This window comes from Pseudomonas entomophila (assembly GCF_029193575.1).
Taxonomy (GTDB): domain Bacteria; phylum Pseudomonadota; class Gammaproteobacteria; order Pseudomonadales; family Pseudomonadaceae; genus Aquipseudomonas; species Aquipseudomonas entomophila_G.
The window spans coordinates 14741-37781 of sequence record NZ_JARGCS010000060.1 but is presented as its reverse complement, the minus strand read 5'-3'; the positions used below and the strand labels follow the sequence as shown (position 1 = coordinate 37781).

The window sequence follows — 23041 nt, the reverse complement described above, 5'->3', positions numbered from 1 at the left end:
GGCCGTAGCGCTCGGTCTCGGCGCGGAACGGGCGGATCATCTGCGAGTGGCAGCCCACGCAGCCTTCGCGGATGTAGATGTCGCGGCCTTCGAGCTGCAGGGCGGTGTAAGGCTTCATGCCCTCGACCGGCTTGTTGGTGACGTCCTGGAAGAACAGCGGGACGATCTGGGTCAGGCCGCCGATGCTGACGGCGAACACCATCAGCAGGGCCAGCAGGCCTACGTTTTTCTCGATGACTTCGTGTTTCATCAGGCGTGTCTCCTCAGGCCAGCTGGGCGTTCGTGGGGGCAGGCTCGAGCGCTGGGGCGCGCACCGTGCGCCAGGTGTTCCAGGCCATCAGGAACATGCCGCTGAGGAAGATCGCGCCGCCGACGAAGCGCACGATGAAGCCGGGGTGGCTGGCCACCAGGGTTTCGACGAACGAGTAAGTGAGCGTGCCGTCGCTGTTCACCGCACGCCACATCAGGCCCTGGGCGATGCCGTTGACCCACATCGAGGCGATGTACAGCACGGTGCCGATGGTCGCCAGCCAGAAATGCGCGTTGATCAGGCCCAGGCTGTGCATCTGCTGCTTGCCGAAGATTTTCGGGATGGTGTGGTACAGCGCGCCGATGGAGATCATCGCCACCCAGCCGAGCGCGCCGGCGTGCACGTGGCCGATGGTCCAGTCGGTGTAGTGGGAGAGGGCGTTGACCGTCTTGATGGCCATCATCGGGCCTTCGAAGGTGGACATGCCGTAGAACGCCAGCGAGACCACGAGGAAGCGCAGGATCGGGTCGCTGCGCAGCTTATGCCAGGCCCCGGAGAGGGTCATCATGCCGTTGATCATGCCGCCCCAGCTCGGTGCCAGGAGGATCAGCGACATGATCATGCCCAGCGACTGCGCCCAGTCAGGCAGTGCGGTGTAGTGCAAGTGGTGCGGGCCGGCCCAGATGTACAGGGTGATCAGCGCCCAGAAGTGCACGATCGACAGCCGGTACGAATACACCGGGCGCTCGGCCTGCTTGGGCACGTAGTAGTACATCATCCCCAGGAAGCCCGCGGTCAGGAAGAAGCCCACCGCGTTGTGGCCGTACCACCACTGCACCATGGCGTCGGTGGCGCCGGCGTACACCGAGTACGACTTGGTCAGGCTCACCGGCAGTTCCAGGTTGTTGACGATGTGCAGGATCGCCACGGTGAGGATGAACGCACCGAAGAACCAGTTGCCCACATAGATGTGCTTGGTGTTGCGCTTGAGCAGGGTGCCGAAGAACACCACGGCGTAGGCCACCCAGACGATGGTGATGAGGATGTCGATCGGCCATTCCAGCTCGGCGTATTCCTTGGAGCTGGTGTAGCCCAGCGGCAGGCTGATGGCCGCCAGCAGGATCACCAGTTGCCAGCCCCAGAAGGTGAACGCGGCCAGGCGTGGCGCGAACAGGTTGGTCTGGCAGGTGCGTTGCACCGAATAATAGGAGGTGGCGAACAGGGCGCAGCCGCCGAAGGCGAAGATCACCGCGTTGGTGTGCAGCGGCCGCAGGCGGCCGAAGCTGGTCCACGGCAGGTCGAGGTTCAGGGAGGGCCAGACGAGTTGCGCGGCGATGAATACGCCGAGCCCCATCCCGACGATTCCCCACACCACCGTCATGATGGCGAATTGGCGGACCACCTGATAGTTATAGGCGGTACTGCTGGTTGTGTTCATGTATGGGTTCCCATCCACGGTTATAGGCAGGCTAAACAGCGAGGCAAGCATGAGTAATGGGCAAGTGGCCGGTATTGACGGGGATCAATGGGCGCAGGTGGGAAATATCCCAGGCTTGCGCGTCGATCCCCCGCGAGCCGGGGGGGAGCAGGGCGCTCGCGGTGCCCTGATCCTGGCCCACGGCGCGGGCGCGCCGATGGACAGCGGGTTCATGGAGGACATCGCGCAAAGACTGGCGGGGCTTGGGGTGGGGGTGATCCGCTTCGAATTTCCCTACATGGCAGAGCGCCGATTAAACGGCGGCAAGCGTCCGCCCAACCCGCAGAAGGTGCTGCTCGAATGCTGGCGCGAGGTGTACCGGCAGGTGCGACCTTTGGTCACGGGAACGCTGGCCATCGGCGGCAAGTCCATGGGCGGGCGCATGGCCAGCCTGCTGGCCGACGAATTGGGGGCGGATGCGCTGGTGTGCCTGGGGTATCCGTTCTATGCGGTCGGCAAGCCGGAGAAGCCACGGGTCGAACACTTGGCTGGGTTGCGTACGCCAACCTTGATCGTGCAGGGCGAGCGGGATGCGCTGGGTAACCGAGAGGCGGTGGCGGGGTATGCGTTAGCGCCGGCGATCGAGGTGCACTGGCTGCTGGCGGCGGATCATGACCTCAAGCCCTTGAAGGCGTCGGGGGTGACCCATGAGCGGCATATGCAGGCGGCGGCGGAGCGGGTGGCGGGGTTTCTGCGCGGGTAGCAGGGTGTCGCTGATGGCCCTGTCGCGGGGCAAGCCCGCTCCACAGTGCCTCCGTTGTTCCTGAGGATGGCGGGGGGCTTGTGGGCGCGACGGTGCGGCGATCCGACTCGCCCCGCGATGGCGTCAGGCCTGGCGCCGCATCAGTCGCGGTATTCGCACAGGTAAGCGGTGTCCACCGCCACCTTCAGCTGGAACTTGCTGTCGGCCGGCACGTTGAACTGGCTGCCAGCGGCGAAGGTGTCCCAGCTGTCGCTACCCGGCAGTTTCACGGTCAGGGCGCCAGCCACCACGTGCATGATCTCGCGCTTGGCGGTGCCGAACTCGTATTCGCCCGGGGCCATCACGCCGACGGTGGCCGGGCCTTCCTCGCCGTTGAAGCCGATCGACTTGACGGTGCCATCGAAGTATTCGTTGACCTTGAACATGGGGCGACTCCTGAACGGGGATGAAAAAAGGCTGGCCAGTATGCCCAAGGCCCTGGCCTGCGTCATCTGCTTTCAGGGCCCCCCCGCCGGCAGGCTCAACGGCAGCAGCCGCGCGGTGTTGCGGGCATCTTCCAGGGCCCGGTGCTGTTGCCCGTTGAACTGCATGCCGGCCAGTTGCAGGGCGCCGTTCAGGCCGGTCGGGCGCTGCAGGTGGCGGGCCTTGGCGAAACGCTGCTTGAGGTTGATGTGCGGCAGTTGTTCGAGCAGGCTGCGCACCTTGTGCTGCTGCCACTCCTGGAGCAACTGCTGGCGGTCGTAGTCGCCCCAACTGACCCACGCCTGTAGTTGGGCATGGTGATGGCCAAGCCAGCGCTCGAACTGCGCCCACACCTCGGGGAAGGCGGCGGCCCCGTCGACGTTGGCCTGGGTGATGTGCGTGAGTTCGCGGCAGAACGGCGTCAGTTGCGGCCGCCGCCTGGGCCGCACGAAGCGCTGGAAATGGTCGACCTCGCGGCCATCGCGGGTCACCAGGCTTGCGCCGATTTCAATGATTTCCATCTCCGTGACCGGCCAGCCGCCCTCGTCGGTCGTCGCTTCCAGGTCGATCACCAACCAATGGCCCATACCAGGCTCCCTTGCAAGAGGCAGTCGCCGCGCCTGTCATGACACGCGGGCTTGTAGAGGGTAGCCAATGTCGCGCCGCGCGACACCCCCTGGCAGATTGCCCCTACTTTGGCATAACCGGCGGTTGTGCCCTGAAGGGAAAACGCCTAGCTTAGGCGGATCCAGGTCCGCCCCGTGACGAGTGTCCCTCTTGACTCCACTGCCCGGCCTCAAGGCCTTGCCCTCCCTGATGCTGCTCGCCGCGCTGTGGCTGGCTACCCCGGTTCATGCCGTCGAACCACTGGAAGTGCGGATCGGTGCCGCGCATTTCCCGCCCTACACCGTGCGCCCCGAACAAGGGGCCGACAGTGGGCTCCTGCCGCAGTTGGCCGAGGCGCTGAACCGCCTGCAGAGTGACTACCGCTTCGTCCTGGTACCCACCTCGATTCCGCGGCGCTTCGGTGACTTCCAGCAGGGGCGCACCGACATGGCGATCTTCGAGAACCCGCAATGGGGCTGGGAGCAGATTCCCCATGTGGCGGTGGACATGGGCCTGGAGGACGCCGAGGTGTTCGTCGCCCACCAGCAGCCCGGGCGCGACCAGCACTACTTCGACGAATTGCGCGGCAAGCGCCTGGCGCTGTTCAACGGCTACCACTACGCCTTCGCCGACTTCAACGCCGACCCGCGCTACCTGGCCGAGGCCTTCAAGGCAACCCTGACCTACTCCCATGACAGCAACCTGTTCATGGTCCAGCGCGGGCGCGCCGACATCGCCCTGGTGACCCGCTCGTACCTCAGCGACTTCCTCAAGCGTCACCCGGACAGCGCCGCGTTGCTGATGGCCTCCGAGCGTGTCGACCAGGTCTACCACCACTACGCGCTGTTGCGCCCGGGCGCGCCGATCAGTGGGCCGGCGTTCGCCGGGCTGCTGCGGCGCCTGCATGACGACGGCGCGTTGCTGCGCATCTTCTCGCCTTACCAGATCACCGTCGAGCGTACGCCGGCCCCTTAAATTTCCCTGGCCTGGCGACGTTTTTTGAAGTGAGCCTCTTCTTCAACTTCCGTGAGCCAAGACCATGTCGTTCGACGCTGCCTCAATGCCCCAGTTCCTGCCGCGCTGGCCAAACCTCAGCGCTGACGAGGGCGACCATCGGCTGACCTTGAGCCTGGAGGGCCGCCCACTGATCCAGGTGCGCCTGGTGCCGGCCGAGCCCCTCGAAGTGCATCTCGAGCAACTGTGTCCGGAGCGGGGCCAGCACGCGTTGTGGGCCGCTTGCTACTGGTTGCTGTCACGCGACCCGGCGCGCCAGCGCCTGGCCTGGCACCTGCCGCAGCCGACGGGCGACAGCCTGGCCAGTGGCTTGTTGCTGGCCAGCGAGCAGCCGGGTGTGTACGTCTGCGAGCGCACCTTGTTCTGGCAATTGCCGCAACCGTGGCTGGGCCAGTCGGCCAGTGGCGCCTACCCGCAGCAGATGCAGCTCAGCAACGGCAAGCGCCACCCGCGCCGTGCACCGAAGCCGCGGGGCGAGGTGTACCGGCGCTTCGATGCGCGCCTGGGGGCCTGGGTGTCGTTGCGCACCTTGGAGATCGAGCAGGACCTGGCCCGCTTCAACCGCTGGCAGAACAACCCGCGGGTGCTGCAGTTCTGGCAGGAGGGCGGCAGCCTGGAACAGCACCGCGAGTACCTGGCCAAGCTCGACGCCGACCCGCATACCCTGACCTTGATCGGGTGCTTCGACGATGAGCCGTTCGCCTATTTCGAGGCTTACTGGGCCAAGGAAGACCGTATCGCGCCGTTCTACGCCGTCGACGACTACGACCGGGGCATCCACATGCTGGTGGGGGAGGAGGGGCATCGCGGCCCGCACAAGGTGGCCAGCTGGTTGCCGGCGCTGGTGCACTACCTGTTCCTGGACGACCCGCGCACCCAGCGGGTGGTGGCTGAACCGCGGGCCGATAACGGCAAGATGATCGGCTACATGCAGGACCAATGCTTCCACTGCGAGAAGGCATTCGATTTCCCGCACAAGCGGGCGGCGTTGATGATCCTGGGGCGGGAGCGGTTTTTCGATCGGTGTGGGCTGGTTTGATGGGTGTGTTGGGGCTCAGAGGTGCGTGCCTTTAGGTTTTTAGCGCCCTGACGATCGAGCGCCACCCGCGCGGCGCTCGATTTCAACTGCGCCAGAAGGCCCCAGCGCACACCTCGCGCAGCCCCTGGCTCACCCTTGCTTGCTCGACTTGCGGCAGTGGATCAACGCATCCCGAATCATGAAATTCACCAGCGTCGGCGACACCCCCAGCTCCTTGGCGATGTCCTTCTGCGGCACGCCATGCAGGCGGTACATCTCGAAGGCATAGCGGGTGCGCTGGGGCAGCTCGTTGAGCGCGTCGGCGATGTGCTCGAGGGTGGCGAGGTTGATATGGGTGGCTTCGGGCGATGCGTTCTGGATCACCACATTCAAGCCTTCCTCTTCGCTACCGGAGTACTTCAACTCCATCGCCTGCTTGCGGTAGTGGTCGATGGCCAGGTTGCGCACGATCTGGAACAGATAGCTCAACTGGGCCTTGAACGAAGAGGTGATCTGCGGCGCGGAACTGAGCCGGAAGAAAGCATCCTGCACCACGTCCTCGGCGCGCGAGCGGCAACCGGTGATGCGCGCGGCGATCTTTACCAAGATGCTGCGGTTGTCGACGAATGCCTGGAGCAGTGGTGAATCACACTTACTTGTGGATAGTTGTTCCGCCATGGAAATCACCTTGTCTTTGTAGGGATAAGGAGCACACCAGAGGGGATGCTGCCTACGACGTGCGACAAACTATTCAGAATGATAATGATTGTCAAATACGAAAGTGATTGAGTCTCCCTACGGCTCCGTTCTAAGCGCAGACCCGGTAGCGAGGTCATCGCAGGGCGAGCCTGTTCCTACAAGGGCTCAGGCTTCGTTCCTACCGGTCGGAGGTTTCTAATTATTTCCCCCGCCCATCCGTTCCCCTGTGTACATCCGGCCGCCGAGCACTGCCCGCCCTTTGCGTGAGGCACCGCTCCGGCCCGACTTCACCAGACACTGGCAGGAACACCCCATGACGGACGCCTTCGAACTCCCGCTCACGCTGGTCCAGGCCCTGGCGCAACGCGCCGCGCAGACCCCGGACCGGATCGCCTTGCGCTTTCTGGCCGACGATCCCCGCGAGCAGGCGGTGCTCAGCTACCGGCAGCTCGACCAGCGCGCCCGCGTCATCGCCGCCGCTTTGCAGGCCCGCGCCGACTTCGGCGACCGTGCGGTGTTGCTGTTCCCCAGTGGCCCGGACTACGTCGCGGCGTTCTTCGGCTGCCTGTATGCCGGCGTGATCGCCGTGCCGGCCTACCCACCGGAGTCTTCGCGCCAGCACCACCAGGAACGCCTGCTGTCGATCATCGCCGACGCCGAACCGCGCCTGCTGCTGACGGTAGAAGCGCTTCGTGACAGTTTGCAGGGCCTCGACGCCCTGGCGACCGGTGACGGCCCGCAACTGCTCGCGGTCGACGGCCTGGACGCGACCCTCGCCGATGCCTGGCGCGAACCGGCATTGGCCGGCGAGCACATCGCCTTCCTGCAATACACCTCCGGCTCCACCGCGCTGCCCAAGGGCGTGCAGGTCAGCCATGGCAACCTGGTGGCCAACGAGCAATTGATTCGCCAGGGCTTCGGCATCGACCTGAACCCCGACGACGTGATCGTCAGCTGGCTGCCGCTGTACCACGACATGGGCCTGATCGGCGGCTTGTTGCAGCCGATCTTCAGTGGCGTGCCCTGCGTATTGATGTCGCCGGGCTACTTCCTCGCCCGACCGCTGCGCTGGTTGCAGGCGATCAGCGAATACGGCGGCACCATCAGCGGCGGCCCGGACTTCGCCTACCGCCTGTGCAGCGAGCGGGTCAGCGAGGCCGCGCTGGCCGGGCTCGACCTGAGCCGCTGGCGCGTGGCCTATTCCGGCTCCGAGCCGATCCGCCAGGACAGCCTCGCCACCTTCGCCGAGAAATTCGCCGCCGCCGGCTTCGACGCCAACAGCTTCTTCGCCAGCTACGGCCTGGCCGAGGCCACCCTGTTCGTCAGCGGCAGCCGCCGCGGGCAGGGCATCGGCGCCCTGGAGCTGGACGCCGAGGCCTTTGCCGCCAACCGCGCCCAGGACGGCAAGGGCAGCGTGCTGATGAGCTGCGGCTACCCGCAGCCGGGCCACGCCGTGCGCATCGTCGAGCCGCAGCGCCTGGCGGTGCTGGGCGACAACCAGGTGGGCGAGATCTGGGCCGGCGGCCCAAGCATCGCCCTGGGCTACTGGCGCAACCCCGAGGCCAGCGCGCGCACCTTCGTCGAGCAGGACGGCCAGACCTGGCTGCGCACTGGCGACCTGGGCTTCATGCGTGAGGGCGAGGTGTTCGTCACCGGCCGCCTGAAGGACATGCTCATCGTCCGTGGCCAGAACCTCTATCCGCAGGATCTGGAGAAGACCCTGGAGCGCGAGGTCGACCTGTTGCGCAAAGGCCGCGTGGCAGTGTTCGCCGTGGACGACCAGGGCGAGGAGGGCATCGGCGTGGCGGTGGAGATCAGCCGCAACGTGCAGAAGGCGGTCAAGCCGCAGGAGCTGATCAAGACCCTGCGCCAGGTCATCGCCGACGCCTGCCGCCAGGCCCCGGCCGTGGTGCTGCTGCTCAACCCCGGCGCGCTGCCCAAGACCTCCAGCGGCAAGCTGCAACGCGCGGCCTGCCGTCTGCGCATGAACGACGGCAGCCTGGACTGCTACGCGCGCTTCCCCGACGCCGAGGCCAAGCCCGCCGAGGCCGTCGTCGATGGCTTGCAAGCGCGCATCGCGGCGGTGTGGCGCGAGCTGCTGAAGGTCGAGTCGGTGGCCCCGGACGACCATTTCCTACTACTGGGCGGCAACTCCATCGCTGCCACCCAGGTGACCGCACGGCTGGCCGATGAGCTGGGCGTGGACCTGACCCTGCGCACCCTGTTCGAAGCGCCGACCCTGGCCGACTACAGCGCCGCGGTGGCCGCCGTGCTGGCCGAGGGCGGCAGCGGCGCCAGCGCCATCGCCATCGCCAGCCTTGAGCGCGGCCAGGCGTTGCCCCAGTCGCTGGCGCAGAACCGCCTGTGGCTGCTGTGGCAGTTGGAGCCACAGTCGGCCGCCTACAACATTCCCGCCGGCCTGCACCTGCGTGGCGAGCTTGACGAGGCGGCGCTCGAAGCCAGCTTCCAGGCCTTGGTGGCGCGCCATGAATCCCTGCGCACGCGGTTCAGCGAGGTCGATGGCCAGGCCCTGCAGCATGTGTTGCCGTCCCAGCCCTTCACCTTGCAGCGCCTCGACGTGGAAGGCCTGGACGTCGCCGAAGTTGGCGCTCGCCGCGAATACGAGGCGCAGAAGCCGTTCGACTTGCGCCAGGGTCCGTTGCTGCGGGTGACCCTCGCGCGCTTGGACGATGAGGAACACCAACTGTGGGTGACCCTGCACCACATCGTCGCCGACGGCTGGTCGCTGAATATCCTGCTCGACGAATTCGCCCGCCTGTATGCCGCCCACTGCCAGGGCCAACAGGCCGCGCTGGCTCCTCTGGCCCTGGGCTATGCCGACTACGGCACCTGGCAGCGCCAGTGGCTGGCCGACGGTGAGGCCGCCCGCCAGCTCGACTACTGGAAGGCCCAGTTGGGCGATGAATCGCCAGTGCTCGACCTGCACGCCGACCAGCCGCGTTCGGCTCAGCGCGACAAGCGCGCCGCACGCCTGAACCTGAAGGTGCCGGCCAAGCTCGCCGAGGCCCTGCGCAGCCTGGCCCGCGACCAGCAGGCCAGCCTGTTCATGGTGTTGCTGGCCGGTTGGCAAGGCCTGTTGCATCGCTACACCGGCCAAGGTGAAATCCGCGTCGGCGTGCCCAACGCCAACCGCCCACGCCTGGAAACCCAGGGCCTGGTCGGCTTCTTCATCAACACCCAGGTGCTGCGCGCCGAGCTGGACGGGCGCACCCCGTTCGATCAGTTGCTGGCCCAGGTGCGTGGCGCCACCCTCGGCGCCCAGGCGCACCAGGACCTGCCGTTCGAGCAGCTGCTCGAGGCCCTGCCCGAGGCACGCGAACAGGGCCTGTTCCAGGTCATGTTCAACCACCAGCAGCGCGACCTGTCGGCCCTGCGCCGTCTGCCCGGCCTGCTGGCCGAAGAGCTGCCGTGGCACAGCCGCGAGGCCAAGTTCGACCTGCAACTGCACAGCGAGGAGGACCACCAGGGCCGCCTGAGCCTGGCCTTCGACTACGCCGCCGAGCTGTTCGAAGCCAACACGGTCAAGCGCCTGGCCAACCACCTGCTGGCGCTGCTGGAGCAGGTCTGCGCCCAGCCGCGCCTGGCCTTGGGCGACGTGCAGCTGCTCGATGAGCAAAGCCGCGCGCAACTGCTCGGTTGGGGGCAGGCCCCGGCGCCCGCGCCCGCTCGCCTGCTGGTCGAGCAACTCAACGAGCAGGCGCGCCTGACCCCCGAGCGCACCGCGCTGGTGTGGGAGGGCGGCCAGTACGACTACGCCGCCTTGCACCAGCAGGCCAACCGCCTGGCCCATTACCTGCGCGACAAGGGCGTCGGCCCCGACACCCGCGTGGCCATCGCCGTGGAGCGTTCGCCGCAGTTGCTGGTCGGCCTGCTGGCCATCCTCAAGGCCGGCGGCGCCTACGTGCCGCTGGACATCGACTACCCGGCCGAGCGTCTGGCCTACATGCTCGCCGACTGCGGCGCCGAACTGTTGCTCAGCCACAGCGCGCTGCTCGGCGGCCTGCCCCAGGTGCCGGGCGTGAGCACCATCGCCCTCGACCAACTGCACCTGGACAGCTGGCCGACCCAGGCCCCGGGCCTGCACCTCGAAGGCGACAACCTCGCCTACGTAATCTACACCTCCGGCTCCACCGGCCAGCCCAAGGGCGTGGGCAACACCCACGCGGCCCTGGCCGAGCGCCTGCAATGGATGCAGGCCACCTACGCCCTGGACGGCAGCGACGTGCTGATGCAGAAGGCGCCGATCAGCTTCGACGTGTCGGTGTGGGAGTGCTTCTGGCCGCTGGTCACCGGCTGCCGCCTGGTGCTGGCCGGCCCTGGCGAGCACCGCGACCCGCAACGCATCGCCGAGCTCGTGCAACAGCACGGGGTGACCACGCTGCACTTCGTGCCAGCGCTGTTGCAGGTGTTCGTTCAGGAGCCGCGCGCCGCAGGTTGCGCCAGCCTGCGCCGGGTGTTCTCCGGCGGCGAGGCGCTGCCTGCGCAACTGCGCGATCGCGTGCTGCAATGGCTGCCGCAGGTGCAACTGCACAACCGCTACGGCCCGACCGAAACCGCGATCAACGTCACCCACTGGCACTGCCAGGCCGAAGATGGCGAGCGCTCGCCCATCGGCCGCCCGCTGGGCAACGTGCTGTGCCGCGTGTTGGACGCTGAACTCGAACTGACCGCGCCCGGCGTGCCGGGCGAACTGTGCCTCGGCGGCGCGGGCCTGGCCCGCGGCTACCTGGGCCGCCCGGGGCTGACCGCCGAACGCTTCGTGCCGCAACCCGATGGCAACGGTGCGCGTCTGTACCGCAGTGGCGACCGCGCGCGCTGGCTGGTGCGTGGCGAGGCGCTGGAGTACCTCGGCCGCCTCGACCAGCAGGTCAAGGTGCGCGGTTTCCGCGTCGAGCCCGAGGAGGTGCAGGCCGTGCTGCTGGCCCAGGCGGGTGTCGAGCAGGCGCTGGTACTGGTCCATAAGGACGCCGTCGGTGCCCAACTGGTCGGCTACTACAGCGGCGTCGAGCAGAGCGACGCGCTGCTGGCGACCTTGGCCGCGCAACTGCCGGCCTACATGGTGCCAGCGCAGCTGATCCACCTGGCGCAGATGCCCCTGGGCCCGAGCGGCAAGGTCGAGCGCAAGGCCCTGCCGGCGCCCACGTGGCAACAACGTGAACACGTCGCGCCCCAGACCGAACTGCAACACCAGGTCGCAGCGATCTGGCGTGAGGTGCTGAACCTGCCGCGCGTGGGCCTGACCGACGACTTCTTCGCCCTCGGCGGCCACTCGTTGCTGGCCACCCAGATCGTCTCGCGCGCCCGCCAGACCTGCGACGTCGAGCTGCCGCTCAAGGTGCTGTTCGAGGCCAGTGAGCTGGGCGCGTTCTGCGCCGAGATCGAACGTCTGCGTGACAGCGGCGAACGCAACCTGCAAGGCGCCATCGCCCGCGTCGACCGACGCCAGGCCGTGCCGCTGTCGTACTCGCAGCAGCGCATGTGGTTCCTCTGGCAGATGGAGCCGGACAGCCCGGCGTATAACGTCGGTGGCATGGCGCGCCTGAAGGGCGTGCTGCACGTCGATGCCTTCGAGCGTGCCCTGCAAGCGCTGATCGTGCGTCACGAAACCCTGCGCACCACCTTCCCGAGCATTGGCGGCGTGCCATACCAGTGCGTGGCCGACGACGGCAACCTGCAACTGGCCTGGCACGACTTCAGCGCGTTGCCGGCCGAAGCCCGCCAGCAACGCCTGCAACAGCTGGCCGACGAACAGGCGCACCAGCCCTTCGACCTGGAGCGCGGCCCCCTGCTGCGCGCCTGCCTGGTCAAGGCCGATGAGCGCGAGCACTACTTCGTCCTGACCCTGCACCACATCGTCACCGAAGGCTGGGCCATGGATATCTTCGCCCGTGAGCTGGGCGAGCTGTACGAGGCCTTCGTCGATGAGCGCGAGTCGCCGTTGGCGCCGCTGCCGGTGCAGTACCTGGACTACAGCGTGTGGCAGCGCCAGTGGCTCGAAGGCGGCGAGGGCGCGCGCCAGCTGGCCTACTGGAAGGCCCGCCTGGGCGACGAGCACCCGGTGCTGGCCTTGCCCGCCGACCGCCCACGCCCGGCCGTGCAGAGCCACCGCGGCGGGCTGTACCGCTTCGACCTCGACCCGGCGCTGGTCGAGCGCGTGCACGCCTTCAATCGCCAGCGCGGGCTGACGATGTTCATGACCATGACCGCCACCCTGGCCGCGCTGCTGCACCGCTACAGCGGCCAGCGCGACCTGCGCATCGGCGCGCCGGTGGCAGGCCGCATCCGCCCGGAAAGCGAAGGGCTGATCGGGGCCTTCCTCAACACCCAGGTGCTGCGCTGCGAGCTGGACGGGCAGATGCGCGCCGCCGAGTTGCTCGAACAGCTGCGCCAGACCGCCATCGAAGGCCAGTCGCACCAGGACCTGCCGTTCGACCAGTTGGTCGAGGCCCTGCAACCGCCGCGCTCCAGCGCCTACAACCCGCTGTTCCAGGTGATGTGCAACGTGCAGCGCTGGGCCTTCCAGCAAAGCCGTGAACTGGCTGGCATGCAGGTGGACTACCTGGTCAACGACGCCAGCGCCACCAAGTTCGACCTGTACCTGGAAGTCACCGACCTCGACGGCCGCCTGGGCTGCTGCCTGACCTACAGCCGCGACCTGTTCGACGAACCGCGCATCGCGCGCATGGCCGAGCACTGGCAGCAGTTGCTGGTGGGCCTGCTCGACGACCCGCAGCAACGCCTGTGCGAGCTGCCGATGCTCAGCGGCGCCGAACAGCAGGTGCTGGTCGGCCAGTTGCAGGGCGAGCAGGACTTCGACCTCGACCAGACGATTCACGGCCTGTTCGCCGCCCAAGCCGAACGCAGCCCCGAAGCCGTGGCGCTGACCTTCGCCGGGCAGCACCTGAGCTACGCCGAGTTGGACCAGCAAGCCAATCGCCTTGCCCGCGCCCTGCGCGAGCGTGGGGTGGGGCCGCAGGTACGGGTGGGCCTGGCGCTGGAGCGCTCGCTGGAGATGGTGATCGGCCTGCTGGCCATTCTCAAGGCCGGTGGCGCCTATGTGCCGCTGGACCCGGAATACCCGCTCGACCGCCTGCGCTACATGATCGAGGACAGCCGCCTGGGCCTGTTGATTGGCCAGCGCGCGCTGCTCGATACCTTGGGCGAACTGCCCGAGGGCGTGGCCAGCTGGTGCCTGGAGGACGACGCGGCCAAGCTCTCGGCCTACAGCGCCGCGCCGCTGGACAACCTCAACCTGCCGCAGCACCAGGCGTACCTGATCTACACCTCCGGCTCCACCGGCAAGCCCAAGGGCGTGGTGGTCAGCCACGGCGAGATCGCCATGCATTGCCAGGCGGTGATCGCCGACTTCGGCATGCGCAGCGATGACTGCGAGCTGCACTTCTATTCGATCAACTTCGACGCCGCCAGCGAGCGCCTGTTGACGCCGCTGCTGTGCGGCGCCCGCGTGGTGCTGCGTGGCCAGGGCCAGTGGGGCGCCGAGGAAATCTGCGAACTGGTGCGCGAGCAAGGGGTGAGCATCCTCGGCTTCACCCCCAGCTACGGCAGCCAGCTGGCCCAGCACCTGGCCGGGCGTGGCGAGCAACTGCCGGTGCGCCTGGTGATCACCGGCGGCGAGGCGCTGACCGGCGAGCACCTGCAACGCATCCGCGAAGCCTTCGCGCCACGGCAGTTCTTCAATGCCTACGGCCCGACCGAAACCGTGGTCATGCCGCTGGCCTGCCTGGCCCCCGAGACCTTGCCGAGCGACGCCGGCAGTGTGCCGATCGGCCGGGTGGTCGGCGCGCGCGCCGCATACATCCTCGACGAAGACCTGGCGCTGCTGCCCCAGGGCGGTATCGGCGAGCTGTACGTCGGTGGCGCCGGGCTCGCCCAGGGTTACCACGACCGCCCGGGGCTTAGCGCCGAGCGTTTCGTCGCCGACCCATTCAGCCATGACGGTGGGCGTCTGTACCGCACCGGCGATCTGGTGCGCCTGCGCGCCGACGGCTTGGTGGAATACATCGGGCGTGCCGACCAGCAGGTGAAGATCCGTGGCTTCCGCATCGAGCTGGGCGAGATCGAAAGCCGCTTGCAGGAGCATGCCGAGGTCACCGAAGCGGTGGTCGTGGCGCTCGACTTGCCGGGTGGCAAGCAACTGGTCGGCTACCTCGTGTGCGCCCAGGCCGAGGCTGACGCGGATGCCCAGGCGGCGCTGCGCGAAGCGGTCAAGGCCCACGCCCGCCAGCACCTGCCGGACTACATGGTGCCAGCGCACCTGGTGCTGCTGCAGCGCTTGCCGCTGATGGGCAACGGCAAGCTCGACCGCCGCGCGCTGCCGGCGCCGGACCTGGAGCAGGCGCGCCAGCACTACCAGGCGCCGGCCAATGCGCTGGAAGAGCAACTGGCGCAGGTTTGGCGCGAGGTGCTCAACCTGGCGCGGGTCGGCGTGCAGGACAACTTCTTCGAACTGGGCGGCGACTCGATCCTGTCGATCCAGGTGGTCAGCCGCGCCCGCCAGCTGGGCCTGCAATTCACCCCGCGCGACCTGTTCCAGCACCAGACCATCCAGACCCTGGCCGCCGTGGTGCGCCAGGAGGCGGCGCCGAGCGGCGTCGAGCAGGGCGCGCGCACCGGCCGCATCGGCCTCACGTCGATCCAGCACTGGTTCTTCGACAGCGACGTGACCCAGCCCCAGCACTGGAACCAGGCGGTGCTGATGCACGTGCGCCAGCCGCTGCAGGCCGCCGAACTGGAGCGCGCGCTGGCGGCGCTGGCGCAGCACCACGACAGCCTGCGTCTGCGCTTCGCCCAAGCGGGCGGGCGTTGGCACGCCGAGTACGACCAGGCGGGCGCGCAACCGCTGCTGTGGAGCGCCACGGTGACCGACCTGGACGACTGCCAGGCGTTGTACACCGACGTGCAGCGCAGCCTCGACCTGGCCGATGGCCCGCTGCTGCGCGGCCTGCTGGTGAGCGATGGCAGCGGCGCGCAACGCCTGCTGCTGGCGATCCACCACCTGGTGGTCGACGGCGTGTCCTGGCGTGTGCTGCTCGAAGACCTGCAAGCGCTCTACCGTGGCGAAACCCTGGCTGCCAAGACCCACGCCCTGGGCGACTGGGCCGCGCGCCTGGCCAGCTACGCCGGCAGCGATTCGCTGCGCGATGAACTCGGCTGGTGGGCAGCGCAACTGGGTGGCGTGCGCCACGAACTGCCGTGCGACCACCCGCAAGGCGGCAACCTGCACCGCCATGCCCGTACCCTGGCGATCGGGCTGGACGTGGAGCAGACCCGGCAACTGCTGCAACAGGCGCCCGCGGCCTACCACACCCAGGTCAATGACCTGTTGCTGACCGCGCTGGCCCGCACTTTGGCCCAGTGGAGCGGCGACCGCGAGGTGCTGGTGCAGCTTGAAGGCCATGGCCGCGAAGGGCTGTTCGAGGACATCGACCTGACCCGCAGCGTCGGCTGGTTCACCAACGCCTACCCGCTGCGCCTGAGCGCGGTCGTTGGCGACGACGCCGCCGCCCGCGCCGCGTCGATCAAGGGCATCAAGGAGCAACTGCGCCAGGTGCCGCACAAGGGCCTGGGCTATGGCGTGCTGCGCTACCTGGCCGACGACGCCCTGCGCGAACGCATGGCCGCGTTGCCGCAGGCACGCATCACCTTCAACTACCTGGGCCAGTTCGACCAGCAGTTCGACGCCAAGACGCTGTTCCAGCCGCTGGACGCCCCCACGGGCCAGGCCCACGACCTCGACGCGCCGCTGCCCAACTGGCTCAGTGTCGATGGCCAGGTGTATGGCGGCGCCCTGCAACTGCGCTGGACCTTCAGCGCCGAGCGCTACGAGGCGCAGACCATCGCCGCGCTGGCCGAGACCTACCGCCAGGAACTGCTGGCGTTGGTCGACCACTGCCTGGCCGACGGCAACGGCAGCTTCACGCCGTCGGACTTCCCGCTGGCGCAACTGACCCAGGAACAGATCGATGCCTTGCCGGTGCCCGCCGCGCGGATCGAGGACGTCTACCCGCTGACCCCGATGCAGGAGGGCCTGCTGCTGCACACGCTGCTTGAGCCTGGCACCGGCATCTACTACATGCAGGACCGCTACCGCATCAACAGCGCCCTCGACCCGCAACGCTTCGCCGCCGCCTGGCAGGCAGTGGTCGCGCGCCACGAAGCCCTGCGCGCCTCGTTCAGCTGGAACGCCGGCGAAGCGATGCTGCAGATCATCCACAAGCCGGGCCACACCCCGGTGGACTACCAGGACTGGCGCGACCTCGACGACGCCGCCCAGGAGGACCGCCTGCAAGCGCTGCACAAGGCCGAGCGCGAGGCCGGCTTCGAGCTGCTGCGCGAGGCGCCGTTCCACCTGCGTCTGGTGCGCGTGGCCGACGAGCGCTACTGGTTCATGATGAGCAACCACCACATCCTCATCGATGCCTGGTGCCGCTCGCTGCTGATGAACGACTTCTTCGAGATCTACCAGGCCCTCGGCGAGGGCCGCCAGGCGCAGTTGCCGGTGCCGCCGCGCTACCGCGACTACATCGGCTGGCTGCAGCGCCAGGACCTGAACGAAGCGCGCCAGTGGTGGCAGGCTAACCTGGCCGGCTTCGAGCGCGCCACGGCGATCCCCAGCGACCGTCCGCTGCGCCATGACCACGCCGGCGACGGCATGCTGGTCGGCGACTGCCACACCCGTCTCGACGTGCGTGAAGGCGTGCGCCTGCGTGAACTGGCCCAGGCTCACCAGCTGACCATCAACACTTTCGCCCAGGCGGCCTGGGCCCTGGTGCTGGCGCGCTACAGCGGGGAGCGCGACGTGGTGTTCGGCGTCACCGTGGCGGGGCGCCCGGTGAGCCTGCCGCAGATGCAGCGCACCGTCGGGTTGTTCATCAACAGCATCGCGCTGCGCGTGCAATTGCCCGAGCCGGGCCAGCCGCGCAGCGTGCGCCAGTGGCTGCAAGGCCTGCTGGAGCGCAACATGCAGCTGCGCGAGTACGAGTACCTGCCGTTGGTGGCGATTCAGGAATGCAGCGAGCTGCCCAAGGGCCAGGCGCTGTTCGACAGCCTGTTCGTGTTCGAGAACGCCCCGGTGGAAACGGCGGTGCTCGACCATGCCCAGCACCTGAACGCCAGCTCTGACTCGGGCCGCACCCACACCAACTTCCCGCTGACTGCGGTGTGCTACCCCGGCGATGACCTGGGCCTGCACCTGTCGTTCGACCAGCGCTACTTCGACTACCCGACCGTCGAGCGCCTGCTGGCCGAGTTCAAGCGCCTGCTGTTGGCGCTGGTGGACGGCTTCGAAGGTGACATGGCCGCGTTGCCGCTGCTGGGCGCCGAGGAGCAGCGCTTCCTGCTGGAGGACTGCAACCACACCGCGCACGCCTACAGCCTGGAGCAGAGCTACGTGTCGCTGTTCGAGGCGCGGGTCGCGGCGCATCCGCAGCGGGTCGTCGCCCGTTGCCTGGAGGCGTCGTTCGACTACGCCGGGCTGAACCTTGCCGCCAACCGCCTGGGCCATGCCCTGGCGGCGGCGGGGGTGGCGATCGACCAGCCGGTGGCGCTGCTCGCCGAGCGTGGCCTGCCGCTGCTGGGCATGATCGTCGGCAGCTTCAAGGCCGGCGCCGGCTACCTGCCGCTGGACCCTGGCCTGCCAACGGCGCGCCTGCAACGCATCGTCGAACTGAGCCGCACGCCGGTGCTGGTATGCAGCGCCGCGACGTTGGAACAGGGCCGTCAGTTGCTCGACGAGCTCGCTGGCGCCGTGCGGCCGAAGCTGTTGGTGTGGGAAGAGGTGCAGGGCAGCGACGTGGCCAGCCATAACCCCGGCATCCATAGCGCGCCGGACAACCTTGCCTACGTGATCTACACCTCCGGCTCGACCGGCCTGCCCAAGGGCGTGATGGTCGAGCAGCGCGGCATGCTCAACAACCAGCTGAGCAAGGTGCCGTACCTGGCGCTGGGCGAACAGGACGTGATCGCCCAGACCGCCTCGCAGAGCTTCGACATCTCGGTCTGGCAGTTCCTCGCCGCCCCGCTGTTCGGCGCCCGTGTGGAGATCGTGCCGAACGCCATCGCCCATGACCCGCAGGGCCTGCTGGCGCATGTGCAAGCCACCGGCATCACCGTGCTGGAGAGTGTGCCGTCGCTGATCCAGGGCATGCTGGCCAACGAGCACCAGGCGCTGGAGGGCCTGCGCTGGATGTTGCCGACCGGCGAGGCGATGCCGCCTGAGCTGGCCGCGCAATGGTTGCAGCGCTACCCGCGAATCGGCCTGGTGAACGCCTACGGCCCGGCGGAATGCTCGGACGACGTGGCGTTCTTCCGCGTCGACGTCGAGTCGACCCAGGGCAGCTACCTGCCGATCGGCACGCCGACCGACAACAACCGCCTGTACCTGTATGGCGAGGAGCAGACGTTAGTGCCGCTGGGCGCGGTGGGCGAGCTGTGCGTGGCCGGCACCGGCGTGGGCCGTGGCTACGTGGGCGACCCGGTGCGTACCGCGCTGGCGTTCATCCCGCACCCGCACGGCGCGCCGGGCGAGCGCCTGTACCGTACCGGCGACCTGGCCCGCCGTCGCGCCGATGGCGTGCTCGAATACGTGGGCCGCATCGACCACCAGGTGAAGATCCGCGGCTACCGCATCGAGCTGGGCGAGATCGAGGCGCGCCTGCACGAGCAGGCGCAAATCCGCGATGCCGCAGTGGGGGTGCAGGAGGGCGTCAACGGCAAGCATCTGGTGGGCTACCTGGTGGCGCACCAAGGCGTGGTCGCCGATGCCGGCCTGCTCGACCAGCTCAAGCAGCGCCTGCGCGCGGAGCTTCCGGAGTACATGGTGCCGCTGCACTGGGGCTGGTTCGACAGCCTGCCGCACAACGCCAACGGCAAGCTCGACCGCAAGGCGCTGCCGGCCATCGACATCGGTGGCCAGCACAGCCAGGCCTACCTGGCGCCGCGCAACGAGCTGGAGGAAACCCTGGCTGGCATCTGGGCCGATGTGCTCAAGGCCGAGCGGGTAGGGGTGCGTGACAACTTCTTCGAACTGGGCGGGCATTCGCTGCTGGCGACGCAGATCGCCTCGCGTGTGCAGAAGCGCCTGCAACTGAACGTGCCGCTGCGGGCGATGTTCGAGTGCAGCACGGTGGAGGCGTTGGCGGTGTACGTGGAGGGCTTGCAGGGGAGTGCGCTGGATGACGACAAGGTCGACCGACTGAGCGACCTGATGGCGGAGCTGGAGGCGTTGTAGGTTCGCGGGCCTTATCGCGGGGCAAGCCCGCTCAGGCACCCGATTGTCCTGGAGGGCAACGGGGTGCCTGTGGGCTTGCCCCGCGATAGCGACCTGAATCAATCACCGCTTGCCGAGGATCTTCCCCAGCATCTCCGGCCGCGGTGCCCCTTGTTGGTTCTGCAGCCGGCCTTGGTCATCCAGGTAGAAGATCGCCGGTGTCGCCCCCAAGCCCATCTCTTCCATCAGTGCCAGGTTGCCATCCAAGCGCTGCTGCACGGCTTCGGGGATCTTCTCCAGCGGCTTGAGCGTGCTGCCCTTGCCGGCCTGCTCATGCTGCTCCAGCGCCTTGGCCGGGTCTTTCGCTGCCAGCAGCGCGGCGGACTTGCCCGGGCTGTCGGCGCGGATGATGCCGACCATGATATGGCGCAGTTGCACCTTGCCCGACTCCACCCATGGCCGGGCCTGCTGCCAGAACATATTGCAGTACGGGCAGTTGGGGTCGCTGAACAGGTAGACCGTGCGCGGCGCGTCGGGCTTGCCGTCGGCGATCCAGGCGCTCTTTTCCATCTTCGCCCAGATTTCCTGGCTCATCGGCGCATACACCAGCTTCCCCAGCGGCTCGGCGCTGAGGTCCTGGCCTTTCTCGTCGAACAGGCTGCCGACCAGCACGTGCTTGCCGTCGGGGGTCAGGTACAGGGCGATGCCGTTGTTCTGGTATTCGGCTGCGTAACCGCGCAGGCCGTCGGGCGCGTCGAAGCTGCCCTTGATCTTCGCGCCCTTGGCTTGCAGTTGCTGGATCGCCTGGGGCAACTCCTCGGCCTGCAATACCGGCGCGGCCAGCAGGGCCAGGGTGAGGGGCAGCAGTGCATTCAATCGCATGTCAGTTTCCTTGTACGGCGGGGGCGGGCGCGCTGGCCCGTTCGAGGGGTTCCAGGGCGCTGCGCAGGCTGGCCCGCGACAACTCGCCCAGGTGGCTGCCGACCAGTTGCCCCTCGGCGTTGTAGAACAGCGTGGTGGGGAGGGCCATCGAACCGACCCGCTGGGCCAGTTGGCCGGTGCCGTCGAACAGCACATGGGTCAAGCTCAGGCCGGTGGTGGCGAGGAAGGTGCTGACCGTCTCCGGGGTTTCGCCCTGGTTGACGAACAGGAACGTCACATGGGGGTATTCGTGCTGGGCCTTTTGCAGCACCGGCATCTCGCGCCGGCACGGCGGGCACCAGGTCGCCCAGATATTGATGACCAGCGGCTTGCCCCGGTAAGCCTGCAACGCCACCGATTGACCAGCGGCGTTGCGCAGGCTCATGTCCGGCAGTTCGCTGCCCTTGCTGTAGAGATGGCTGCCCAGGCTGCCGAGCCCCCAGAACAGCGCACCACTGAACAGTGCCCAGCCCAGTGGCCGGCGCAGGCCCGGGCGACGCCAGCCTTGCCAGAGCGCGGCGGCAACGATGCCCACCAGGCCGCCCCAGAGCTGGAAGCCGCCGTCGCGGATATCGATGACCTGCAACGGGTCGTCGCGGTACATGCCCCAGTACTCGATGACGAACCCGATGCGCGCGCACAGCAGCCCGACCAGGAACAGGTTGAACAGCGCCGACTCGGGGCTTTCGCCGCCACGCCGGGCCACCCGCCAGCCAACCAGGCTGGCGATAGCCAGGGCGGCCAACAGCAGCAGGTGGTTCAGGGCCATGGTCAATGGCCCCAGGGTTACGGTCAGCATCAGCCTTGGCTCCTGGTCTGTGCCCAATGTTGCAGGAAACCGACGGCGTCGATTTCACCGGTGATGCGCCGGGCGCGGCGTTCCTCGCCTTCCGGGCCGACCCAGATCAGGCTGGGCGGGCCGGGTACTTGATAGCGTTGCAGCAGTTCGCGGCTGGCCGGGGTGTCGGCGGTGACATCCAGGCGCAGCAGGTGCACGTCGGCCAGGCTGGCCTGCACGTCGCCACGGGCGAACACCTGTTTTTCCATGACCTTGCATGAGGTGCACCAGTCGGCATAGTAGTCGACCAGCACCCACTGGCCACGGGCCTTGGCGGCGTCCAGCTCGCGTTGCAGGTCTTGCGGGTTGTCGACCGTGACCGCGCCAGCGTGGGCGGCGCGGGTGGCCACGGCCCCCCCTGCACCGGTGAACGGTTGCAGCGGTTGCCACAGGTCGCTGCCACCGGCGGCGGCGCCGACCAGCAGCAGGCCGCCCCACAGGGCGCCGAGCAGCGGCACCGCACGCAGGGCCGGCAGGCGTTGCAGCGCTGGCCATGCCGCCCAGGCCAGGGCGATCAGCCAGGCGCCGGCCAGGGCCAGCAGCAGCGGCTCGGGCAGCAGGCTGCGCACGGTGTACAGGGCCATGGCCAGGAACACGAAGCCGAACACGCCCTTGACCCGGTTCATCCACGCGCCGGGGCGCGGCAGGAAGCGGTTGCCCAGGGTCACCAGCAACAGCAGCGGCACGCCCATGCCCAGCCCGAGGCTGAACAGCACCAGCGCGCCTTGCAGCACGTCGCCACTCTGCGCGATGTACAGCAGGGCGCCAGCCAGCGGCGCGGTCATGCACGGCCCCAGCAGCAGGCCGGACAGCGCGCCGAGCAGCGCCGCGCCGTACAGGTTGCCACCGCGGGTGCCGTGGCCGGCGCGGTCCAAACGGTCACGCACGGCCGCCGGCAGTTGCAGCTCGAAGGCGCCGAACATCGGCAGTGCCAGGATCACGAACAGCGCCGCCAGGCTGCCGAGCAGCCACGGCTGTTGCAGCCAGGCCTGCAGGCTGGCGCCGAGCAGCGCCGCGACCACCCCGAGGGCGGCATAGACCAGCGCCATGCTCAGCGCATAGACCCCGGCCAGCAGCCAGCCGCGCCGGGCGCTGGCGCCGTTGCCCAGGACCAGCCCGGCGAGGATCGGCAGCATCGGCAACGAACAGGGGGTGAAGGCCAGCAACAGCCCCAGGCCGAAGAACGCCAGCAGGCTCCAGGCCAGGCCGGTGCTTTGCAGGCCGCTGGCCAGGGCTTGGTCGGCGGCCTGGTCGGACGCGGCGGATGGCGTGGCCTTGGCCCCCCCCAGATCGATCACGGTGGTCTGCGGCGGGTAGCACAACCCGGCATCGGCGCAGCCTTGCCAGCCGAGGCGCAGTTGGCCACTGGCGTTGGCCGGTAGCAGCAGTTCGAGCTCGGTGCGGTACACCGCGCTGTCGCCGAAGAACTCGTCGTGATGGCTCTCGGCGGCCGGAAGTCGCGGCTGCTGTTCGGCGGGAATGCCGTCGAACTTCAGGCGTTTCTGGTAAAGGTAGTAGCCGTCCTTGATCTGGAAATACAGGCGCATCTGCCCGTCCGGCAGGCGGTCGTGGCTGAGCACGAAGGCCTGGTTCACCGGCAGGAAGTCCGGCTTGGTGGCGAATGGATTGGCCTGGAGCGGGCCGGCGAGCAGGAATGTCAGGAAAAGCAGGAGAACACGCATGTCGACGCCTTGGGCAGTGCAATGAGTGCACCATGCTGGAGCGGGCTGATTAACCGAAAGTTAACCCCATCTTACAAGGCTTTGTAGGAAGGCCGTGCAATGGCGGGCCTAGGCCGGGGTTA

Annotated in this window: 12 protein-coding genes; 4 read left to right on the top strand and 8 right to left on the bottom strand. The window is 68.1% G+C overall.

The window, feature by feature from the left end; translation table 11 throughout:
- A partial coding sequence (locus tag P0Y43_RS26700; RefSeq protein ID WP_275640262.1) for a cbb3-type cytochrome c oxidase subunit II occupies positions 1-250 on the bottom strand: 250 nt, incomplete at its 3' end.
- A 13-nt stretch (positions 251-263) separates the two neighbouring features.
- On the bottom strand, positions 264-1688 hold the full coding sequence (gene ccoN, locus P0Y43_RS26695) for a cytochrome-c oxidase, cbb3-type subunit I (RefSeq protein WP_275640261.1): 1425 nt from the start codon (positions 1686-1688) through the stop codon (positions 264-266).
- Positions 1689-1737: 49 nt separating this feature from the next.
- Between ccoN and P0Y43_RS26690 the strand changes: the two genes are divergently transcribed.
- Positions 1738-2430, top strand: a complete 693-nt coding sequence (locus P0Y43_RS26690; protein WP_275640260.1) for an alpha/beta family hydrolase — start codon at positions 1738-1740, stop codon at positions 2428-2430.
- Positions 2431-2570: 140 nt separating this feature from the next.
- Here P0Y43_RS26690 and P0Y43_RS26685 read toward each other — a convergent pair whose 3' ends face one another.
- Positions 2571-2855, bottom strand: a complete 285-nt coding sequence (locus P0Y43_RS26685) for a pyrimidine/purine nucleoside phosphorylase (protein WP_275640259.1) — start codon at positions 2853-2855, stop codon at positions 2571-2573.
- A 72-nt stretch (positions 2856-2927) separates the two neighbouring features.
- The gene (locus P0Y43_RS26680) at positions 2928-3479 is read right to left on the bottom strand and encodes an exonuclease domain-containing protein (protein ID WP_275640258.1); all 552 of its coding nucleotides are present in this window, start codon (positions 3477-3479) and stop codon (positions 2928-2930) included.
- 190 nt (positions 3480-3669) lie between these two features.
- Here P0Y43_RS26680 and P0Y43_RS26675 point away from each other — a divergent pair, with 190 nt between their 5' ends.
- The gene (locus P0Y43_RS26675) at positions 3670-4473 is read left to right on the top strand and encodes a substrate-binding periplasmic protein (RefSeq protein ID WP_275640257.1); all 804 of its coding nucleotides are present in this window, start codon (positions 3670-3672) and stop codon (positions 4471-4473) included.
- Between the two features lie 64 nt (positions 4474-4537).
- Positions 4538-5551, top strand: a complete 1014-nt coding sequence (locus tag P0Y43_RS26670; RefSeq protein WP_275640256.1) for a GNAT family N-acetyltransferase — start codon at positions 4538-4540, stop codon at positions 5549-5551.
- Between the two features lie 129 nt (positions 5552-5680).
- Here the strand turns inward: P0Y43_RS26670 and P0Y43_RS26665 are convergent, their stop codons facing one another.
- The gene (locus tag P0Y43_RS26665; protein WP_275640255.1) at positions 5681-6208 is read right to left on the bottom strand and encodes an RNA polymerase factor sigma-70; all 528 of its coding nucleotides are present in this window, start codon (positions 6206-6208) and stop codon (positions 5681-5683) included.
- 334 nt (positions 6209-6542) lie between these two features.
- Here P0Y43_RS26665 and P0Y43_RS26660 point away from each other — a divergent pair, with 334 nt between their 5' ends.
- Entirely contained in the window at positions 6543-19499 is a 12957-nt protein-coding gene (locus tag P0Y43_RS26660) for a non-ribosomal peptide synthetase (RefSeq protein WP_275640254.1), read from the top strand.
- 102 nt (positions 19500-19601) lie between these two features.
- Here P0Y43_RS26660 and dsbG read toward each other — a convergent pair whose 3' ends face one another.
- Genes dsbG through dsbD form a run of 3 tightly spaced genes read right to left on the bottom strand, consistent with a single transcriptional unit; the run spans position 19602 to position 22919 of the window.
- Positions 19602-20360, bottom strand: a complete 759-nt coding sequence (dsbG, locus tag P0Y43_RS26655; protein WP_275640253.1) for a thiol:disulfide interchange protein DsbG — start codon at positions 20358-20360, stop codon at positions 19602-19604.
- A gap of 1 nt (position 20361) precedes the next feature.
- Entirely contained in the window at positions 20362-21198 is an 837-nt protein-coding gene (locus P0Y43_RS26650; protein WP_275640252.1) for a TlpA disulfide reductase family protein, read from the bottom strand.
- Positions 21198-22919, bottom strand: coding sequence for a protein-disulfide reductase DsbD (gene dsbD, locus P0Y43_RS26645; RefSeq protein ID WP_275640251.1), 1722 nt, complete (start codon positions 22917-22919; stop codon positions 21198-21200). The genes P0Y43_RS26650 and dsbD overlap by 1 nt, the downstream gene beginning before the upstream one ends.
- Positions 22920-23041 lie beyond the last annotated feature (122 nt).